The sequence below is a fragment of the Natronococcus occultus SP4 genome (genome assembly GCF_000328685.1).
In the GTDB taxonomy this organism is placed as follows: Archaea; Halobacteriota; Halobacteria; order Halobacteriales; family Natrialbaceae; genus Natronococcus; species Natronococcus occultus.
On sequence record NC_019974.1, the window covers coordinates 1245698 to 1264593 of the forward strand.

Genomic DNA, 18896 nt, shown 5'->3' on the forward strand with positions numbered 1-18896 from the left:
GGCAGCGGACGATCCTAGAGTTGGACAGCAGAACGGAATCAGTAATCTGAGCAAAGAGTGGTTCTCGACGTCGACCACCCAGACTCGAAACAGAAGTCAGCGAGTCCAGCAATAATGCTTCTTGAGACTACTCCAGAGCAACTTCTCGAGGGACTCACTGTCGGAACCCAAGGTAGTGCTCACTGCCAGTGGTGTAACCACGAGTTCGACGAAAGCGATCCCATCATCATCTTGTTCACCCAGCCAGCCGACTCCGATCACTGGGCGGTCCACAGAACCTACTGCACAACGTGCAATCCCTCGACGATTGCCGGCCCCATACTTGGCTGTACGAAACTGCTCGCTCGGTGTCGGCTCGGCACGAGTGCCGAGCTCGCGATGCAACAAACGGAACTGATCGTCCTCGAGCCCAAGTTGATCGACTCGAGTGAACCCTTCGAGAGCCAGTCCGCTCTCGAGACTGACGAGGACGCAGACCCAAACACGGGCACGCAGTCTTCGGCTTCAAGCTCGGACGGAGTTGAGATTGAGACACTTCCGCCTCGTCTCAACACCGACGCTACATACCGCCACTCGGCGACTGACTCCAGCGTTCGATCCGAGGAGCAACCCGTCCCAGACGGCGGCACCGAATAACCCAACTCCTCGATGTCGGATACCGAATCTACGGTCAACGAGTCTGGAGACTCCACCGCTTCCGGAGCTACTCTTGAACCACAGCCGTCCGACTACAGCAGACACAGCGGCGCGTATCGCTCACTCATCGACGTTTCGCGATCATGGACTTACGATGTCTACTGAAGACACTACTACCGACAGCAACGGCGCACAGTCTATCACTATCCAGACGCTGACAAACGAACTTCGGGCACTCCGAAACAGAGTCGAAAGCCTCGAGACGGAAAATAAGGTGCTTGAGCGCCGCGTCGAAACGCAGTCAGACCGAATCGAGGAACTCGAGGAGCGCGTCGACAAGAACGACCAAGTCCGAACAGATCTCGCACAGAACACTAACGAGGCAACATCGGTGGCCGAAGAAGCGAAGGAGATCGCCTGCTCTGCCAGCGCGAAAGTCTCCCAGGTCGAAGCTAACAATGAAGGCGAGAGCAATGAGGCGACACAGCTGCCCGATGAAATCGAGCCCTCGACGAGCCCGCTCGATTTCTTCGCAAATTGCCGCCCATACAAGGTCAGGAAGCGCTTCGTCGACGAACGGAACGAGCAAAACACGTACCGAGCGCTACTTGTCGCGAAACGCTGGGACGAATTCGCAACCAAGCGAACGACTGGTGATGGTGTGTTCTTTACTCGTGAGGACGTGCGCCAGGCCCTGACTGCAATCATGGGCGAACAGCCGCATGGGACGACTATTACGCGCGTCTGGGATTCGATAGTGGAGCTTGGTGGCGGAGATCTCGAGGAACGAACACGGCAAGTGAGTCCAAAGCAACCAGCAAAGCAGATTCTGGCGATTGACCTCGAGACTGCAACTGGATTGCTTGAGGATCGGTACTGTCATCTGGATCTGCTCGAGGAGAGTGCAGCGAGTGCCGGTGGCGTCACACCCGTTGTGACCAAGCCAACAGCCGGAACCGCGTGAGCACAACGAGAAAAATCCAAGTAAAATAGGACCACGGACAGAACCGGACTTGGTCGTCGACTCGAGAGTCGACGTCGCTGTCTTTTCTAGTGACAACTACGAAGAGGGACCTCCCGATTCAGAGGTAGTAGCAGTAGGAATAACACAGATTCGGTGGTTGGGCTCATATCCGTCATCACAACGGGTGTGACGAAGTCAACGCTGTAAAACATAGAGACCGTATCACAATCAGGTTGATTGATAGAACTTGAAAAAGCTGTTCTCAGTGGGTTGCTCGATTACTCCATGTCAACAGAAAACTCACCGTCTGCGACGACAGCAACATAACCAATACCATCGTGTCTAAACGTTGTTTCGCCGCCGTACTCCCCGATTTCGTTGAACACGAGTTCACTACCAAAGGAGCCCTCGAGTGGGTAGACATGGACCTGGAAATTGCTATCAGCCGAGTGCGATCCATTCGCGACGTGTGAACCACCGAACTCGAAGGGACCGAACACTTCAGGCCCGTCACCACTCACGGACTGCGGGAGGCTGTCCCCCACTACTCGCGCGTGGCTGTCGGATCTCGATACTCCAGTCACCGTCGGCTTCGACATCAAGCCGATAGGTTCCGGCATCGATGAGGGCCGCCGTCTCGCCGTCATAGCTGCCGATCTCGTTGACGAACAGATCGTCGAATTCCCCACCGACGAAATGTACTTGGAAGTTGCTCTCGCCGGAGTGTGATGCATCGACAACGGTTAGCCCACCCTCGATCTCGACTCCATCATCCACGGTTGCACCAGAGCCGCTGAACGATTGCGTCTCAGGTTCCTCGACCTCGGACGCGGACTCTTCGTCCTCGGATTCATCCTCGACATCTTCTCCGTTGGCGTCGTCAACTTCGCCCACGTCGTCGGCCTCGTCGACGTCATCAGTCGAATCGTCGCCATTGCCACCACGTATCGGCAGCGTCAGCCGACGCCTCTGCATCTTCGTCCGGATCCATCGCAGCTGTGCATGCTCCGAGCAGAATAATTCCCCCCACACCACCGATTGCCTTCCGTCGCGTTAATTTCACCATCGTGTGTTTGATATCGCTGACAGTATTACCACTCTGGGGGTAATATCATTTTCAGTGTCTAATAATCTCTCTTATATTCGGTGTGAGAGTAGTTAATTGTGCTATGGTACGGGAACTTGGGGTGTAGGTTGAAGCTGTATTTTACTCAAGTTTGTTTTTCTTCCTGAATGATTCAGTTTCCCCTTCTCGGCCCTCGAGATAAGTTCCTGATTGAATTCGTCACCATCCTTCCCATGATGAACTCGCCGATGGCAGTTCGGGCATAAAGCAACGACATTATCAGGATGATCAGGGCCACCATCGCTACGACGGTACAGATGATGCACCTCTAGGTACGGCTCACCATCCTTGCCAACGAACGGCGCTTCGTTCCCACAGCCTTGGCAAATGCCATCAGCGACACGTAGTGCGTATTCTCTAACGGCTTCTGATCTGGTGTATCTGGTTCGCGTCGTTTCGACGGTTGTCTGTTGGGTAGCACCTCCGTCAGTTGTCGCTGCTCCCTTCGCTCTCTCGTAGAGTTCATCTGTATCGACTGCATCCAAATTGGAAGCAGTGAATTCGACGTCATTCGCTACTGGCTCGAGTTTGAAGCGGATCGCTTTGCGGCGATTTCCGTCTGTGTCTGGAAGCTGCTCTTCGAACCAATCGACGCACTCGAACTGTCCGAGGTAGGTTACGCTCCAGGCTTCGTCATTGTTCTCGAACAAGTGGATTTCACGGCCGTCTTCCGTATGGTCGCGAATCGCCTTATTCCCACCCGTCATCTCCATATCGCCCGTTCTGCCTTCGCCGGTGTAGATGAACGTATCGCCGCGAAATTCGTCTTTGTAGCCGTGCTCCATTCCAGAGTCGCCTGTGAAGAGGAAGACGTAGGGATGGTCAGCGGAGGGCGCAATTCCACGATATCGCGCTCCACCATACTCTTCATGGAGTTCGACGCGATCGTATGTACTGCCGACCTCGAGATCATCGATCGTTGGCTTCTGGTCGGGTTTTTGGCGGAGTAGTTGCCTTCCGAAGGGGGTTAGTTCGTATCGGTCGGTAGCCTGCTGTTTCTCAATCGCACCGATTGCTTGGAGCCACTCGAGATGCCTACCGACGACTGCCTGTGGGAGTTGGTATTCTGGGTACGCCTCCTGGAGGCTCGCCTGAATTTCCGCTGCGGTGGTCTGTTGGTTGTCGAGTGTCTGTAGAATCGTCTCGAAGCCGGCGACGTTCTCGAGGAGTGCTTCGAAGACGAGTTCTGGATCGCCAGTCTCTGCGAACGCTGTTCCGCGAGGTGTGGTTTGGTACTGATCTTCCTGGAGCTCGAGGAGGTCGATCGAGCGCTGGAAGGCAATGTACTTCTCAATAGTTGATTCGCTCTCTGCAGATGTATTTGATTTGAGCCAGTCTCTGAGGGTTGGTTCAGCGGGTTTGGTAGCATCGACGAACTCGAGCATGGATTGTAGATTCTCGAGTCGCTTCTCGATGCTCCCAAAGAAGCGATCGGTCGTTATCCGGCCGTCGTTTGTCATAGTAGTAGATACTACATTAATGAGTTGAAGAATTTTTGTGTTTATTTAAACATTGCATACAAGACTGTCCTAATCACAAATGTGGTCTTCCGTATATGGTCTAGCTTTTCGGGTTAATATTCTGGAGCAAATCTCGTAAGGAGAGGTTCACTTGGACTCGCTGCGGTGACGTGGCAATAGCCTTTAGATAGCGCGGTCTGACTCGCACGGCAATTTTGTGGTTCTGAACGGCTGCTTGAGTGTGAACGTGCTCAGAGAAGAGGCTGACAACAACAACAAGACCCCCAAACGCAGCCGAAGTTCGAGATAGTCATAATTTATCTTATACTATAGCCATTATCCATTAACCGATATTTGACAAACATCTATGTTGTGGAGTTTGTCTACTATTTCTAATGGTCTTCTACTTCCCTGGTTAGTTTCGCTAGAATTGGGTACTAGTTTGAGAGTTAGCTCAAACCTTTGTATCTTTGAATGACATGTGACAGCTATATCTTGGTCATAATTGACTGGAGTATACTGTTCAATTCCAACAGTATAACCATCTATATCAAATGATAAGTATACTTCCTCATGATGATCAGGTACTTTGAAGAGCAAATCGACCTCTACTTCGCCATTGCTTGCATCAAGTGAACTTAGGCTTTTTAATTTTATCTCATTGTTATGTTGATCATAGGTGAACACATCAATACCCGGGATCATCTTTTTTGCAGTGAACAAGGCTGCTAGAATGGCTACGAGTGAAACCGCGATTATAAATGGTATGTCGTATCCTTGGTATGAAAAATCGATCTCTCGACTTAGCAGGGATATGATAGCCACTACTAAGCCAGCAGAGTCTAGTGGAATCCACTCAAAGAATCGAGTTACTCTTTCCTTTTCCAAACTCATCCGTTATATATAGCTTCTTTTTCAAATATTTGGAGAGCATATTCAAACTGCTCTTTTGTACCACTTATAGATAAAATATTCTGAGAATATATTATATCAAATATTCCTTCATAGTTGAAAACTAGTTCAGCTCTTTTTACCCTTTGCTTTCCAATTACATTCTCTGGTGGGATATTATCATATGAAACTGCTATTTTCCCCTTCTGGAGTACCTGTCCATTTCCCATATCGGTATTATCTGATCGAATCTTTACCTTGATTTCACGAATCTCATAAGATGATTCTATAAAATTCCATATTCCGGTCATCGATATTCCGCAGCCAGGTTGGATAGCTATATCATCTGCCAATAACTTTCTGAGTTCAAAAAGCACCTGCTCCCCCAAATTATCTCTTCGGCCAGGGTCCAGTATAAACAGTTTTGACTCAGTTCGGAAAGAAAAATCCATAGAAATTGGAGTCGGCTCTCCACGTGGCGGATAAAGCAGATACGTAAATGCGCCTTTGATGATTTCTTGGCCGGTGAAGGGGTATTCATTTTCCGCTAAGCGAGGTTCAGCGAGTTCAGACTCTATCTTAACATCAGTGATCTTCTCACTGGAGACATGTCTCAGAGCCTCCCTCCAACTTTTTGATTTTAGTGTGGCTCGCCGAACTTCGCTCATCCTACTGTATTCCTACTTTGAGGGCCAAGGTCTAGACCCTTTCGGCCTATCGTTACTTTTGTCTCTACCTCACTACCCATTTACAGATCCCATTCGCTATTATTGTCTCCTCGTTTATCGCAATATTCGCGTCTTAGTATTTCAGATATGTTATCTAATGTCATTCCATGTGCTTGGCAAGTATCAAACAAGTCCAAGAAAAAAGTATATGGCGGATACTTGTTCTTTGGGTCCAAGTTGTTCCAATATTTCTCTAGTTCAACTAGTTCGTTGAGGAACCTTAGAGAGAGAGACATCCTTCGAGTATTGTTTGACTTTTTTATAGACTTTGCAGAAGATTTGATATGGACTTTGTCAATTTGTATCTTTGATTTGATTGTATTGTCGCCCATTGCAAATCCTCCTTCGATCATTTTCAGCGATTTATTTTGTAATATTGCAGATAGAAGCGGGGGAGACTCGATGAGTTGGGTCGTGTCGCCCACTATATTATTACCGCCCCATACGTCTGTGTTTCCAGTTACACTAGCATCAGTAAGTGTATCTATTTCTATTGCGGACCCGGGGAGATCTGTTCCATTATATTGATGTGAAAATAACCAAAGAAGAAAGTCCGCATGGAAAGAAATTGATTGGAATTTCGAAAACCGCGAGGGTTGTTGTGGACTAACCGCAGTACCCCCATCACTTGCTATATCAGCATCTAATATAGACGAAGTATACTCGATAGCTTCTGTTACATCATCTTTTGCACCCCGAAAGTACATATAATTTGGATAGATCCAATAAATATCAGCATCCTTTATGATTGGTATTTCTACTTTCTGTAGTTCTTTTTTGCCACTCAAATATCCATCTTTCTCAATTCTATCTTCATATAAAAACCGGAGGGAAATCAGCTGGCCTGCTAATTCTTCTAGCTCTCCAGAAACGCTATCGTCATCTCTAATATAATCACGGAGTGGTATTTTTTCGACCCCTCTATCAGATTCTCTTTTAGTATCTTCGAATTGACCCAGATCAGCTAGTAATTCTGCTTCAGCCTCTATAAGTCCTCTCCGGTATTTGGAATCTACCGCTAGATCTGTTTCGTAGATCCCATTAAATATGAGATACCCCTGGTAGTCGAATTTCTCCTCCTCCTCCCCGCTCATAGCTTGATGATAGTGTGTATAGAGACTACAAAAAACCACACGTTATCTATACATATATTGTCAAAAACATCATATAGTGCTTCGGAAAATATTATTTTAAAATACTTTCAAATTATTTTGTATTTCCTATATTGGGGTGGCGTATGATTTTGGCTCATGAGAGTTGACGAGGTTCTAAATTCGACAGTACCTGCGACTTAGTCAAGTGCTTTCATCTCGAGGATCCTCCACAAGCTCGTAGAGCCCCTCATATACCTTACATGCATTACCGTGCTCTACAAGTCGACCAAGCCGGTCGCGAACATACTGAAGACTGTAACCAGTTTCGTCAGCAACATATGGCGCAGTAACACGCCCCTCATTCAGCATATCGAGTAACGCTTCATCAGCTGGTCCAAGATCGTCCTCCTCGAGCATGATGTCTTGGATCGTAGTTATTGCGCTCATGCCTAAAGGGACGGTGGCTTTAGACATAAGCCTTGTCCCATTATCCTTAGACCCTAAGGGTTAAGTGCGTATGCCCTCTACTGTAGAATAAGCACGGGACGCCTCGGAAAACTCTGAGGCCGGTGGTGGCACACCGACCCCGTGCTGGCCTTACCAGCATATGAGTATACAACCGCACTCCCCCGAAACCGTTTCGGCTCGCAGTCGCACTGACCACCGACCGGACTACATTCTCGTCGGCATCGACACCGAGGGCGCACACCACGTCTACCGAACCACCGACGAAACCGTCCACGTCATCCACAATACCGACCGAACCTGACGCTACAACCTCCAAGCGCACAACCAGCGCATCTACGACTGGATCGAGTACGTCAAAGCCGAACGCGGCTTCGCAACCCAACACCTCTACTCGAGCTTCTCCGCTGCATTCCTCAACTCTAACGGTGACGACCAATGAGAGTCGCCACCACCCCCATGCAACTCCTCGAGGGATTCCCAGTCGGTCCCCAACCCACTGCGTGCCAACACTGCGGGGACACCCTCCAGGAAGGCGACCACGCAACCGTCTTTGCCGCCCGCCCAGCCGACGCAGACCAGTGGGCGATCCATCGCCCCTACTGTCCGACCTGCAGTCCCGACACCATCCGCCATCCAACAGTCGGCTGTACGGAACTCCTCGCGCAGTGCCGACTCGGCACCCGCGCTGATCTGGCCACCCAGCAGACCCGGCTGGTCGTCCTCGAGCCCGAACTCCAAGACTCGAGTCCACCGACCAACAGGGCCACCGATCCACGGGCAATGCCCGTCCCAACCCGGTGAGCGCTCTGCCACGAATTCGCGCCGACAGCTCGTGAGCCACTGCGCTCGGCTGTCCGCACTCTACACACTCGCTAGGACTCGATGGCACCCCACCCCACTCACCAGTCAGCACACCCCCAGCGAACACTCCCACTCGAGGTGGGCCCACCGTGACCGACGCGGGACTCACTCCGACACAGCAACCGCCACTCTCACCAGCGGCCACCCTCGAGATCGACACCGATCCCGTCTCCGAACTCTGAACACAGCTGTTCGACCACCAGTCGATTCGAGACCGATTCATTCGCGCCGTCCGCCAGTTTGCCGACGACCGGACTGTCTCCGAGTGCTACGAGGCCCTCGAGAAACAGCAGATCCCCTACTGGCTGCGCTCGCGAATCTTAGACGTCGCCCGTGGCAATCGACGGGAAGCCTGGCGACTCGCCGCCGATCTCGTGCCGAACCTCGGGCAAGGCCATGCGAGTCTCAAGGACCTGTTCGCAACTGCCGAGTTCTTCGCCACCAACGCCTCCAATGAACAGCCACCGACACTCGCAGTGACGATCGACCGTGCGTTTGAGGACGCACCACGACGCAAACGTGAGTCGATCTGCCGCCTGCTAGCTGTCCTTGCAACGGGCTTCGACGTTCGAGTCATCGCGAGTGGCCGCACTCAACACTGGCTCGCTCGAGAGCACCGCGAAGAGCTGCCCGGCGTGAGCGAGTGGCGAGAGACACACCACCCGAGTGGGGACCAAGTTGAGCAAGCACTCGAGGTACTGGACCCGAACGGTCGGAAGGTCGAACTCCTCCGACAGCTCGCGGATGAACCCGCCCAGACGATCTCGAGACACGCACTGCGAGCAATGCACGACGTCGACCGCAGTCGGATCTCCCAACTGCTGGTCTCCGAGCAGAGCTCGCTCACCGAGCTTGGACTCATCGCCGAGTTTGGGCCTGCCGATGATCGGACTGTCGAGTTGCTCGAGGCTGGCCGACAGCTACTCGCCACGCTGGACGCCCAAGTCGGCCGGCAGCAGGAACTGACCGAGGCCGTGAGCGACACCGGAACATCCTGCACACAGTGCCGTGTAACCCCGCGTACACGAGGGGAGGGGGGTGACGGCAGTACAGACAGCAACCCCTACCAGACAGCCTACCTCGACCGTCCAGGCCATGCCGGTGCCGTCGGCTGTGGGGAAGATGGCGACATTACCCTTGTCGAAGCGCCGTTCGAGGACCAGACAGACGCTCCAGACCACACTCGATATGTGAGCTTCGACGGCGATCGGGAGAAAGCCGTGATCGCGGTTCGAGCGAGCGGGCCCCTGCAGTACGTGGTGAGTCTCGCGACAGCGTTAGCCTCTCCCCGTCTGGTCAACCGAGTCCTCACCGATAGTCGCCTCGAGTCTCTGGAGGATCCGCCGGCGATTCTCCGGGATGCTCGCTGTATTGGTGGACTCTCCGATGAAGCCCTCGAGGATCCCGAAATGCTCCGAGAGGCGTTCATCGAGTGGGGTACCGAGCTCGAGGATCTCACGGCGAAGCTTTCGGCCGGCGAGTACGAGGATCGTAATCGATTCCGGAGTTCGATCATGCGGTCGGCGCACGGGCTCGCCGGGTCGCTCGTCCATCTCTTCGATGCTCTCGAGATCGACGTCACTCGCGAACTCCGAGTGCCGGCTGGGCTCGACGCGAACTCGCTGAAGGAACTCGCGACCTCGATCGGTATTTCGACGGCAATTCAGTCGAAATACGGTGCGTTCGCCTGCTACCGGCAACTGTTCGAAGCTCGAGAGAAGAAGCGACAGACCGCACTCTCGCCAACAGTCGATGCGGACGACCCGCTAGGGACGCTCATTGGATCTCTGGTCGTTCGTGGGCAAGACGTCCACGACTCCAACCAAAGCTCGAGCACTCGCTCGAGACGCCAGCAGCGCTCGTTGAAGACTCACCCGAATTCGCAGTCCGTGTTTCCCTTTCAGAGGTCGACCGGGCCGCCTACGCAGCGGCTGCGACGCGAATCCTCCAGGCCAAGAACCTCCGACCAACTCGAGAGACCGTTTCGTTGCTCCATGCACTGGCTGGTTCGCCGTACGCCACTGCTCGAGCACTGCAACAACTCGCCGGCGAGGACGAGAGACGAGAACTCCGGCCAGATGAACTCCGCTATGCTCTAGGAACACTCGAGCCTGCGCAGTTGCTCTCCGATCTCCCATCGACGGTTGGCCGAATCGTTCAGACGCTTCTCACCGCTGAGAGTCGGCTCTCACAACGTGGGCTTGCCGACCGAGCGGACGTCTCGGCACGAACGGTCCGGAACTACCGGGATCGACTCGAAGCGATCGATCTCATCCATGTCGACGAGAGCGGGTATCGACTAGCGTTGTCGTTCCAGACTGCCACTGAGCGACACGATCCCGTTGTTCCGACCGTTCTCGAGGAGAGTCAGACGCTACTCGACGCGGCCGATGCATTGCTCGGAACGGTTCTTCCACCCAATCGCTACGGCGACCCCGACGACCCACTTGGGAGTACGCTGTTCTGGCCACCGGGTCCATCGCGACTACTCGAGCATCCAACTGTTGGTCCCTGGCTTCGGGTTGCTGCTGCGCTCACAGCGATAGACTGCTTTGGGAGCAAGCGGACCCTCCAGTTAGGCCCACCGCTCGAGCAGCAATCGCTTTTTCGTACACCCTCGTAGCAGCTGGATCCCGTTCGATCTCTGATTTGCCACCACGCTCAGTTAACCAACACGTTTGGTCTTTTCAGGCAGTAATGAGACAAGCATGACGGAACGACCGTCCACACCAAAGTTTCAATCCTTTTTCAAGATGGTGGCGGTCTCTTTCTCAATGAAAAGACCAAGTCTCTCTACCGTCCCTCTCTGTTGGTTAATCGTGGTCGTTGCCGGCGACACCTCCGCCTACTGTTACTGCTCCCACAGCGTCTGGATGCGTTCCTCAATCCGATCGAGGGCGAGGCGGCTCACGTCACGATGGTCGGCCGGCCACTGGGCGTTTTCCGCGTCGGTCCGGCTGGCGTCCGGGGGCGGGTGGAAGTGATCGCGAGAGTTGTGCGCGTTCGGGTGCCGATCCCATCGACACGCCCACGCGCCGTCCCGCCGCTCCTCCTGATAGTGGAAGGTGAAGTCGTCGTTGCGATACCAGCGAATCTCAAAGCGAGCAGACGCCTCGTTCGGGTAGTAGTCGCCGGACAGCACGACACGAAGATGCAGCTTCCCCTCCTCGACGATCTCCGCCGACTCGAACATGCGGTGCCCGACGAATCGGGACCGAATTCGCTCCAATACCGACCGGTCTATCGGTGCGGGACTCGCACCGTCATCTGCCGGAACCATCTCAGCTGTGCGACGAGGCCGTCGAGCCGGCGACTTTTCTCCGGGCACGTTCGTGGAGGCGACGCTCCTCGATGACGGTAGCCCAATCACCGAGTTCCGTGTACACCTCGTCAACCCCTTCCGCGTCGAACTCAAGGACGTTGACCTCTGAGGGCGAATCGACACCATAGTCGTCGCGATACTCCGCAATCCGATCGGTCAGCTCCGACACACGGGCTTGCAACTCGTCGACCGTGTTCTCCTGGGCCAACTCGTTGACTCGCCGCCATTCAAAGTAGTCGTCGTTGCGCTCGTACCTGACCGGTCGGCCCTCGTGTCGGATGATGATCCCAAGGTCTGCGTAGAAGGACAGATGTGTCCGTGCCGACTCTGCCGAGCAGTCCGCCCGCTTGGCAATCTCGGTGGCCGTCATCGGTTCTCGAGCGTGCAGCACTGCCCCGTACACACGCTGTTTCGTGTCCTCGGTTTCGAACGGTCTATCGAACGGGGGCGGGCCATCGCGGCGAGCATCGTTTGTCATACTCCCACCAACGAGAGTAGCGTATATATTTCTATCTATAGCCAAAATATATTGCTTAGATACCTGAGCTCAGAGACCACGTCGCTGGGGACACTACGCTGGAACAGATGTGCCACGTACAGGCGAATCTGATACCGCTTTAGCGAAAAAGCACTGAGCAGACCTGCGTAGGCTCAAGCGATCGCTCGAGACGCCAGCAGCGCTCGCTGAGGACGCTCTCAAGCTCGCAGTCCACGTCTCCCATTCCACAGTCGATCGGATGGCTTATACGTTGAGAAGGCGCAATACCACGTCGTTCACGGCGTAGATACGCGCCGTCGCTCGGTGTCACGTTCCACCGACGATAGCACATCCCTGAGTTTCCATCCGTAACGTTCGAACTGAAAGTCTACTTACATGAAAGTGCGGTCAGGTTGGAACGGAGCGGATTCCGAACGACCTTCGGAGGCGGTCTATCCGCCACCCAATAAGACAGTATCCGAAACACCGACGCGGTGAACACGAATCCTTGAAGGGTTCGTCTCGTGCCCGTCGGTCGAGCAACCCCACGATACCTCCGAGTCCGTTGAAGTGTCAGCGATTCCCTGCTGGCAAAAACAACAGATGGGAGTCAACGACACCAAGGATAGGAGTAACGGCGGTTTGGCACCGCCAGTCAGCCACCGACCACGATGGCTGTGTTAAACGTGTTCCCGTAAAGTGGCGGAATCCGTGGTTGCAAACCTGAAACTCCTACCGCTCGGGATTCCTGCGTCTTCAGGCGCAGGAGGATGTCAACGATACGCTTGGTCAAGGCTAGGAGGTATACTTGGAAGACTCTATGGGAACTCGTCTCGTTCTTTCGACCAACTGTGCCTACGTTTGGCCGAACAGAATCTGGGAAGTGGCACATCGTCGGTCCCGATGGGTGCCGATATGGACGAGCCTTCGCTGACGAAACCGAGAACGTGCCAGACGAGTCGGTCACAGCAACAGATATTGTTGCCTATGACCCACCCGACTCGCCAGGAAACAGCCAATCTTGTCCAATATCACTCTCCAGAGGAGAAGGGTCCCTTCTGCAGGGCGAAAAAGAGACTCAGCGTCTCGTTCTGCCATCCACTGTTCGCGAGAGTGACTCTGAACTGTGTCGTTCCTGCCGGTTGCAACTACAACGCCACCAGAAGCGGCGATCACGAGTCATCCCCCAGCTTAAGCAAGTGACGCCGATTCGAGACGGTGACTGGAATACACTCGAGCAAGATACGAGACGCCCCTGTGATTGGTGTCGGGCTCATGAGTTCACCACCTGGCACACTGATGAACTCAACTGTACAGTTTGTCCAGCCTGTGGCCGACTCTTCGAGACACCATTCGGGGAGCCAATTGCCGAAAATCAGCCAGAAGCTAACCGCTTGCCGAATACTCCAACTGAACCAGTTACACCGATCGTGTTTGGAACAGCACTCTCAGACTACGATCCAACCGAATTGGTCGGGAGCAATCGACCGCTGATCAAATACCGCGACAAGCACAAATATGCTGAGCTGGTGCTCGAACTCGAGCGGACTGGCCATGGGTTCTCAGCCGAGGGTATCACTGCACTCGACGAGATTCGCTCGAACTACGCCAACCGAGTCGCTGATGACAATACACACCAGACTGGTGTCACACTCGAGGTCGGTGTGACTCCACGAACGATAACGATCAAGGGGATATTCCCCGAGGATAGCTCGTCAATGATTGGATCGTGCTGGGAGATCGTGAGCGATCCGGACAAGTGGTTCCCGATCGGATGGCCAAAGCAAGGATGGATCCACCGCCGGTCAGCTGATCCTGAGATCCCTGGAGATGAGCCAGTCGTAGATGCGTTTCCCCGCCTTCAAACACAAACACCAGCTACCTCAGTTGACCTTGAGACGCTGCGACAAGTGACCGAGCCAGGCCGCTATGAGCGAGGAAGCCGCTACTATGAACAAGGCTCAGTAACCGGTATCGAGTCCGTCGACGATTCTCTTCAGGCGACAGTCGAGGGTAGTCGTCCATACGAGGTCCAAGTCACTCTCTCAGAGGGGAGCTACGTTAGCGGTCAGTGTAGCTGTCCAGATGATACAGTCCCCTGCAAGCATATCGTCGCTGCCGTGTTAGCTAGCGGTGATATCAAAGCCGTCGGCGATGGTCAATCGATAGAGGCTCTTCTGGAAGCAGCACCCACCAAAGAGCTTCGAACCGTGCTTACCGAACTCGCGGACGAGGACATACGAGTGAGGAAACGCATCTACGAGAAGCTTGGTGAAGACTGACTGTAGTACCGAAGCAACGGCTTGTTCTCCGCGCTCTCAAGCCAAATGATGGAACAGCCATAGACTACTCAGCCTGGAACTTTTGGACAGGACCGGATTCGGTGAGGTCCTCGATGCGAGCCTCGGGTTCATCAATTTCCTCGCGGAGTTCAGTAGCTTCAAGACCATCATTAGACGCCAGTTGGTCTTTGAGTCCCTGCAATTGCGTTTCCTTGTGCCCCTCATCGACAGCCGCTTTCCGGACGTACTCGTGGGCTTCGATCTCATTCGTGTTGATGAGAACAGATATCGGCTGGCGTTGCCGGTCCAAACGACCATCGAACGCCGCGATCCCATTGTACCGACCGTTCTCGAGGAAAACCAGACGCTACTCGACGCAGCTGATGTATTGCTCGGAATTGCTTAATGATATCTCACTAATTCGTCTTGTCAGATATACCTCCTTCCCACAATTTATATTACTGAGTGGTATTACTAGGTTATCAATGCCAGAGACACAACTTCAGCAGGCCCGTGCAGGAAAAATCACCTCCGCTATGAAACGAGTCGCTGAGCGAGAAAACTGCAAGCCAGAGACGGTGAGAAAACAGGTCGCCAACGGTCAGGCAGTTATCCCAACCAATCACAGCCACGAATCCCTTGACCCGATGATTATCGGGCGAGAGTTCTCAACGAAGGTTAACGCAAATATCGGTAACAGCGATACAACTAGTGACATCAAGGGAGAACTGCAGAAGCTCCATACAGCTGTTCACTATGGTGCAGACACCGTTATGGACCTTTCGACAGGTGAAAGCCTCGATCAGATCCGAACGGCAAATATCGAACACTCACCCGTTCCAGTCGGGACGGTTCCAATCTACGAAGCAGTGAAGCGTGCAGAGAATCCTACTGACATTACTCACGAGTTGTTACTCGAGATCATCGAGAAACAAGCAAAGCAGGGAGTCGATTATATGACGATCCACGCGGGCGTCTTGATGGAACATCTGCCGCTGACTGATGACCGCAAGACCGGTATCGTGTCGAGAGGAGGCTCGATTCTAGCCCAGTGGATCGAGGAAAACGGGATGCAGAATCCCCTCTACGCTAAGTTCGAGGAAATCTGTAGCATCTTCGCAGAGCACGATGTAACGTTTTCGTTGGGTGATGGCCTTCGGCCAGGCTGCCTAGCGGACGCAAATGATGAGGCCCAATTTGCCGAACTCGAAACACTCGGTGAACTCACCCAAACGGCATGGGATCATGGTGTCCAGGTGATGGTTGAAGGACCAGGCCACGTTCCACTGGATCAAATCGTGGAAAACGTCGAACGACAGCAGGAAGTCTGTGATGGGGCCCCATTCTATGTTCTTGGCCCGCTGGTCACTGACATCGCACCGGGATATGATCATATCACAAGCGCGATCGGTGCGACCGAAGCTGCTCGAGCCGGAGCTGCAATGTTGTGCTACGTTACACCGAAAGAGCACCTGGGCCTCCCGGACAAAGAAGATGTTCGAGATGGGCTCGCAGCGTATCGAATTGCTGCTCACGCTGCAGATGTTGCAAATGACCTACCCGGAGCACGAGATTGGGATGACGCACTCTCGGAAGCGCGCTACGAGTTCGACTGGCAGCGACAATTCGATCTTGCGCTCGACCCCGAACGCGCGCAAAACTCCCATGATCAGACGCTACCAGGAGACAACTACAAAGATGCTCGATTTTGCTCGATGTGTGGCGTCGAGTTCTGCTCGATGCGAATCGACCAAGATGCACGAAATACGGATGGTGAGATGACTACAATCAATGACGAAACAGATCTTGGTTCGTCGCCTGCAGCAGACGTGAACCTCCCCCCAGTTGGGGTTCATGATACCAGTCGTGTTCCCGACGAAATCGAAATTGATGGCGTGACATTTACCTAAAATCAGGCGGCTAAGGCCCCGTCCTCAAGGAGCAACGCAGGGAGCGAAGCGACCGAGTAGCGCAGTAGGGCGGGGATACAGCGCCGTCATCGTCTCACATACACCCTGCAACGACCGGCCCACAGGCCCACCGACGCGTTTATCAGTCCCGACAATGTATCTACATCGTACATGGAACAGTTCACAATCAACGGCCACGAAGTCGTGGACGGCGACGTGAAAGCCACAGGTAACGGCGCTCACGTCTACGTCCCGAAACGCTGGCGTGGCGCGGACGTGAAAGTCGTCCGTACTTCTGACCCCGACGACGAATAGATGAACTACAACTACAGGTATCAGCTAAACCCGTCTGACGACCTCCGCGAGCGATTAGCATGGACTGTCGATACCTGTAGGCAGGTCTACAACCATTTCCTCCACCGCCTCAACCGCCACGACGATACGTCGTCGTACTCCGAGCAGAAGCGTCTGCCGGACCTGAAAGACTGGTGGAATGACCTGCGAGACGTTCACTCGAAGGTGTTGCAGAAAGTCGTTCAGCGGTTGTACGACAACCTCTCGACGCTCAACAGCCGGAAGCAGAACGGCTACAGCGTCGGGGAGTTGAAGTGGAAAGCACCGGGCGAGTACCAATCGTTCACCTACAGCCAGTCCGGCTTCAAACTCAAAAACACGAGTGGTCGGACCCGACTGTGGCTCTCGAAGATTGGTGACATTCCCATTACTTTCCACCGCGACCTGCCCGACGACGCCACCATCAAGACCGTCACTGTCAAACGCGAACCCACCGGCAAGTGGTACGCCATCCTCGGCGTCGAAACCCCCGACGACCCACCCGAGAAGCCCGACGAGGTGACTGACGCTGTTGGTATCGACGTGGGTATCCTAAAATACGTCCACGACAGCGACGGGACCGCCGTCGAGTCGCCTGACCTTTCCGACGAACGCGAGCGGTTAGAACGCGCCCAACGTAACCTCTCGCGGAAGGGACACGGCTCGAACAATTGGGAGGAACAGCGCAAGACGGTCGCTCGACGCCACGCTGACCTGAAGCGCAAGCGTCGAGACTTCTTGCACAAACTCTCGGCGTACTACGCCCGCGAGTACGACCTTGTCGCGGTCGAGGACTTGGATACGAAGGACTGGTTGAGCTTCCGGGCAACTCTCGGAGCCGCGCCGGGGGCCTCGTGGGGGATGTTCCTGCGAATGCTCGAATACAAGTGCGAGCGGGAAGGAACGTACTTCGTCGCCGTGGACCCCCGAGGCACGACCAAAGAGTGCGCGTCATGTGGCGTCGAGACGGACAAGCCGTTGTGGGTACGCAAGCATTCGTGTCCGTCGTGTGGGTTCGAGGCAGACAGAGACGCGAATGCGTCGTGGAACATCCTCTCTCGCGGTCTCGAACAAGTAGGGGCGGGCTGTCCCGAATCAACGCCTGTGGAGACTGCGCTCCCTACGGGAACCCATTCGGTTCCTGCAAAGCGCGTCATCGAAGCAGGAAGCCCCACCCTCAAGGAGCGAACCGCGTCAGCGGTGAGCGAGTAGGGTGGGGAGGAAGTCACTGTCGGTAGTCCGCGATCCCCTCGAGAAGCAATAGCCCACAGAACAGTCCGAGAGCGACCGCCAGGGAGAACAGGCGGGGGATCCCTTCGAGCGCAGACGAGACGGCGATCCCGCCGACGCTGACGAGTACCACGACCAGTAGCGTCCCGAACAGACGGTGTTGCCGAAAGGCCTGGTCGGCCGATCGGCCGAACGTCGTCCGCTCGAAGACGAACCGGAGTACACCGACGAGGACGACACCACCGAGGAGGCCAGCGACTATCTGCGCCGAGAACCACGTCGACGCGTCGAGTCCGATCTCCGCGACGATCAGGGCGAGGAAGGCGACGGACACGCCGTACCGGAGCACCGAGGTCCCGGAACTGACGAGTGGGTGTTTTCGCAACGCCGTTCGAGTTCCGTCGCTGGTGTCGTCCGCCATTATCGTATACTCGATCTATCGACACAAAAACATTAACAGCCGATAGCAATACAGCTCGGTGACCAGAGCTGGTTGCAAAACTCGTGTTACGTACAACTTCGGTGAAAAAGGCCGGCGGCTCGCCAACGGGGCTCGCCGTCGGTGAACCCCCTCGCTTCGCTCGGCGTCTGCCTCTCCGTCCATACGCACGTCTGACTTCCTCCCACGACTGAAGTCGTGGGTGTTCTCCTCGAACCTCTGTAACGAACCAGATAGGTCGGATCCCGCAGTCAAACAAAGCAACCACGTTCGCAGCTACCGGTGTTCCAGCCGAAAACGCCTCGGTGCGTCACCGCGCTCCTGTTCGGGAACTGGATCCGAGACCAAGTACCGATTTCCGGCGCTAACGAGTCGAACAACAGTTTTCTTCACCGGCTCCGTGTCTTCGGGAACGGATGCAAAGTGACGACGACACCTCCCTCGACTACTACCTGAGTCGACGGTGGCTCCGGGATCAGGTAGCCGTCCTCGCCCTCGTTTTCGTCGGCGTCCTCGTCGTTCAGTGGTTCGGCCTCCGACTCCCGGATCTCGGTCCGTTCTCGGCGGCACCGCGCGGCCCCGCGGTCCTCCTCGTCGCCGTGCTCGTCGTCGGGATGTGGCTCGTCCTCGCCGTCGTCGGTGCGATCGGACTGGTTCGCTGGCTCCGAGGCTGA

General features: G+C 54.6%; 20 protein-coding genes and 1 pseudogene. 10 read left to right on the plus strand and 11 right to left on the minus strand.

The window, feature by feature from the left end; translation table 11 throughout:
• The first annotated feature begins 57 nt into the window (after positions 1-57).
• A complete protein-coding gene (locus NATOC_RS06100) occupies positions 58-636 on the plus strand; it encodes a hypothetical protein (protein ID WP_174299197.1) in 579 nt (192 codons plus the stop codon).
• 154 nt (positions 637-790) lie between these two features.
• A complete protein-coding gene (locus tag NATOC_RS06105) occupies positions 791-1600 on the plus strand; it encodes a hypothetical protein (protein WP_015320558.1) in 810 nt (269 codons plus the stop codon).
• A gap of 278 nt (positions 1601-1878) precedes the next feature.
• On the opposite strand, the gene NATOC_RS06110 is transcribed toward NATOC_RS06105, so the two are convergent.
• From NATOC_RS06110 to NATOC_RS21030, 7 genes are all read right to left on the minus strand, one after another.
• The gene (locus NATOC_RS06110) at positions 1879-2145 is read right to left on the minus strand and encodes a hypothetical protein (RefSeq protein WP_049888683.1); all 267 of its coding nucleotides are present in this window, start codon (positions 2143-2145) and stop codon (positions 1879-1881) included.
• Positions 2111-2575, minus strand: coding sequence for a hypothetical protein (locus tag NATOC_RS06115; protein ID WP_049888684.1), 465 nt, complete (start codon positions 2573-2575; stop codon positions 2111-2113). Before NATOC_RS06115 ends, NATOC_RS06110 begins: the two co-directional genes overlap by 35 nt.
• A 192-nt stretch (positions 2576-2767) precedes the next feature.
• Positions 2768-4186, minus strand: a complete 1419-nt coding sequence (locus tag NATOC_RS22785; RefSeq protein WP_015320559.1) for an HNH endonuclease — start codon at positions 4184-4186, stop codon at positions 2768-2770.
• Positions 4187-4522: 336 nt separating this feature from the next.
• Positions 4523-5080, minus strand: a complete 558-nt coding sequence (locus tag NATOC_RS21750) for a hypothetical protein (RefSeq protein ID WP_157224595.1) — start codon at positions 5078-5080, stop codon at positions 4523-4525.
• The gene (locus NATOC_RS21755; RefSeq protein WP_015320560.1) at positions 5077-5745 is read right to left on the minus strand and encodes a hypothetical protein; all 669 of its coding nucleotides are present in this window, start codon (positions 5743-5745) and stop codon (positions 5077-5079) included. Before NATOC_RS21755 ends, NATOC_RS21750 begins: the two co-directional genes overlap by 4 nt.
• Before the next feature lie 80 nt (positions 5746-5825).
• On the minus strand, positions 5826-6899 hold the full coding sequence (locus NATOC_RS21760; protein WP_015320561.1) for a hypothetical protein: 1074 nt from the start codon (positions 6897-6899) through the stop codon (positions 5826-5828).
• 201 nt (positions 6900-7100) lie between these two features.
• Positions 7101-7346, minus strand: a complete 246-nt coding sequence (locus tag NATOC_RS21030; RefSeq protein ID WP_245549691.1) for a MarR family transcriptional regulator — start codon at positions 7344-7346, stop codon at positions 7101-7103.
• 160 nt (positions 7347-7506) lie between these two features.
• On the opposite strand from NATOC_RS21030, the pseudogene NATOC_RS23270 reads away from it, so the two are divergent.
• The 3 genes and pseudogenes from NATOC_RS23270 (at position 7507) to NATOC_RS06135 (ending at position 10327) form a co-directional block, all read left to right on the plus strand.
• Positions 7507-7806: pseudogene (locus tag NATOC_RS23270) on the plus strand (hypothetical protein).
• Positions 7803-8168 carry a hypothetical protein gene (locus NATOC_RS06130; RefSeq protein ID WP_049888685.1) on the plus strand — a complete coding sequence of 122 codons (366 nt, stop codon included), beginning with the start codon at positions 7803-7805 and terminating at the stop codon, positions 8166-8168. Before NATOC_RS23270 ends, NATOC_RS06130 begins: the two are co-directional and overlap by 4 nt.
• A 434-nt stretch (positions 8169-8602) precedes the next feature.
• The gene (locus NATOC_RS06135) at positions 8603-10327 is read left to right on the plus strand and encodes a hypothetical protein (RefSeq protein WP_245549692.1); all 1725 of its coding nucleotides are present in this window, start codon (positions 8603-8605) and stop codon (positions 10325-10327) included.
• Positions 10328-11079: 752 nt separating this feature from the next.
• Here the strand turns inward: NATOC_RS06135 and NATOC_RS06140 are convergent.
• Both NATOC_RS06140 and NATOC_RS06145 read right to left on the minus strand, forming a co-directional pair.
• Entirely contained in the window at positions 11080-11421 is a 342-nt protein-coding gene (locus NATOC_RS06140) for a hypothetical protein (protein WP_015320563.1), read from the minus strand.
• 88 nt (positions 11422-11509) lie between these two features.
• Positions 11510-12028 (minus strand): DUF7342 family protein, encoded by a 519-nt coding sequence (locus NATOC_RS06145; RefSeq protein ID WP_015320564.1) that lies wholly within the window; start codon positions 12026-12028, stop codon positions 11510-11512.
• Between the two features lie 1430 nt (positions 12029-13458).
• On the opposite strand from NATOC_RS06145, the gene NATOC_RS22790 reads away from it, so the two are divergent.
• Positions 13459-14310 (plus strand): SWIM zinc finger family protein, encoded by an 852-nt coding sequence (locus tag NATOC_RS22790; RefSeq protein WP_245549693.1) that lies wholly within the window; start codon positions 13459-13461, stop codon positions 14308-14310.
• A gap of 64 nt (positions 14311-14374) precedes the next feature.
• Here the strand turns inward: NATOC_RS22790 and NATOC_RS21040 are convergent, their stop codons facing one another.
• Positions 14375-14620, minus strand: a complete 246-nt coding sequence (locus NATOC_RS21040) for a hypothetical protein (RefSeq protein WP_394296439.1) — start codon at positions 14618-14620, stop codon at positions 14375-14377.
• Between the two features lie 175 nt (positions 14621-14795).
• On the opposite strand from NATOC_RS21040, the gene thiC reads away from it, so the two are divergent.
• The 3 genes from thiC (at position 14796) to NATOC_RS06165 (ending at position 17765) form a co-directional block, all read left to right on the plus strand.
• Positions 14796-16220 carry a phosphomethylpyrimidine synthase ThiC gene (thiC, locus tag NATOC_RS21045; RefSeq protein ID WP_083866569.1) on the plus strand — a complete coding sequence of 475 codons (1425 nt, stop codon included), beginning with the start codon at positions 14796-14798 and terminating at the stop codon, positions 16218-16220.
• Positions 16221-16391: 171 nt separating this feature from the next.
• The gene (locus NATOC_RS21765; protein WP_015320457.1) at positions 16392-16535 is read left to right on the plus strand and encodes a DUF2080 family transposase-associated protein; all 144 of its coding nucleotides are present in this window, start codon (positions 16392-16394) and stop codon (positions 16533-16535) included.
• Complete coding sequence (locus tag NATOC_RS06165) at positions 16536-17765, plus strand: RNA-guided endonuclease InsQ/TnpB family protein (RefSeq protein WP_015320567.1); 1230 nt, start codon at positions 16536-16538, stop codon at positions 17763-17765. It begins immediately after the preceding gene.
• A gap of 13 nt (positions 17766-17778) precedes the next feature.
• Here NATOC_RS06165 and NATOC_RS06170 read toward each other — a convergent pair whose 3' ends face one another.
• A complete protein-coding gene (locus NATOC_RS06170; RefSeq protein WP_015320568.1) occupies positions 17779-18204 on the minus strand; it encodes a hypothetical protein in 426 nt (141 codons plus the stop codon).
• Between the two features lie 434 nt (positions 18205-18638).
• Between NATOC_RS06170 and NATOC_RS06175 the strand changes: the two genes are divergently transcribed.
• Positions 18639-18896, plus strand: coding sequence for a hypothetical protein (locus NATOC_RS06175; protein ID WP_015320569.1), 258 nt, complete (start codon positions 18639-18641; stop codon positions 18894-18896).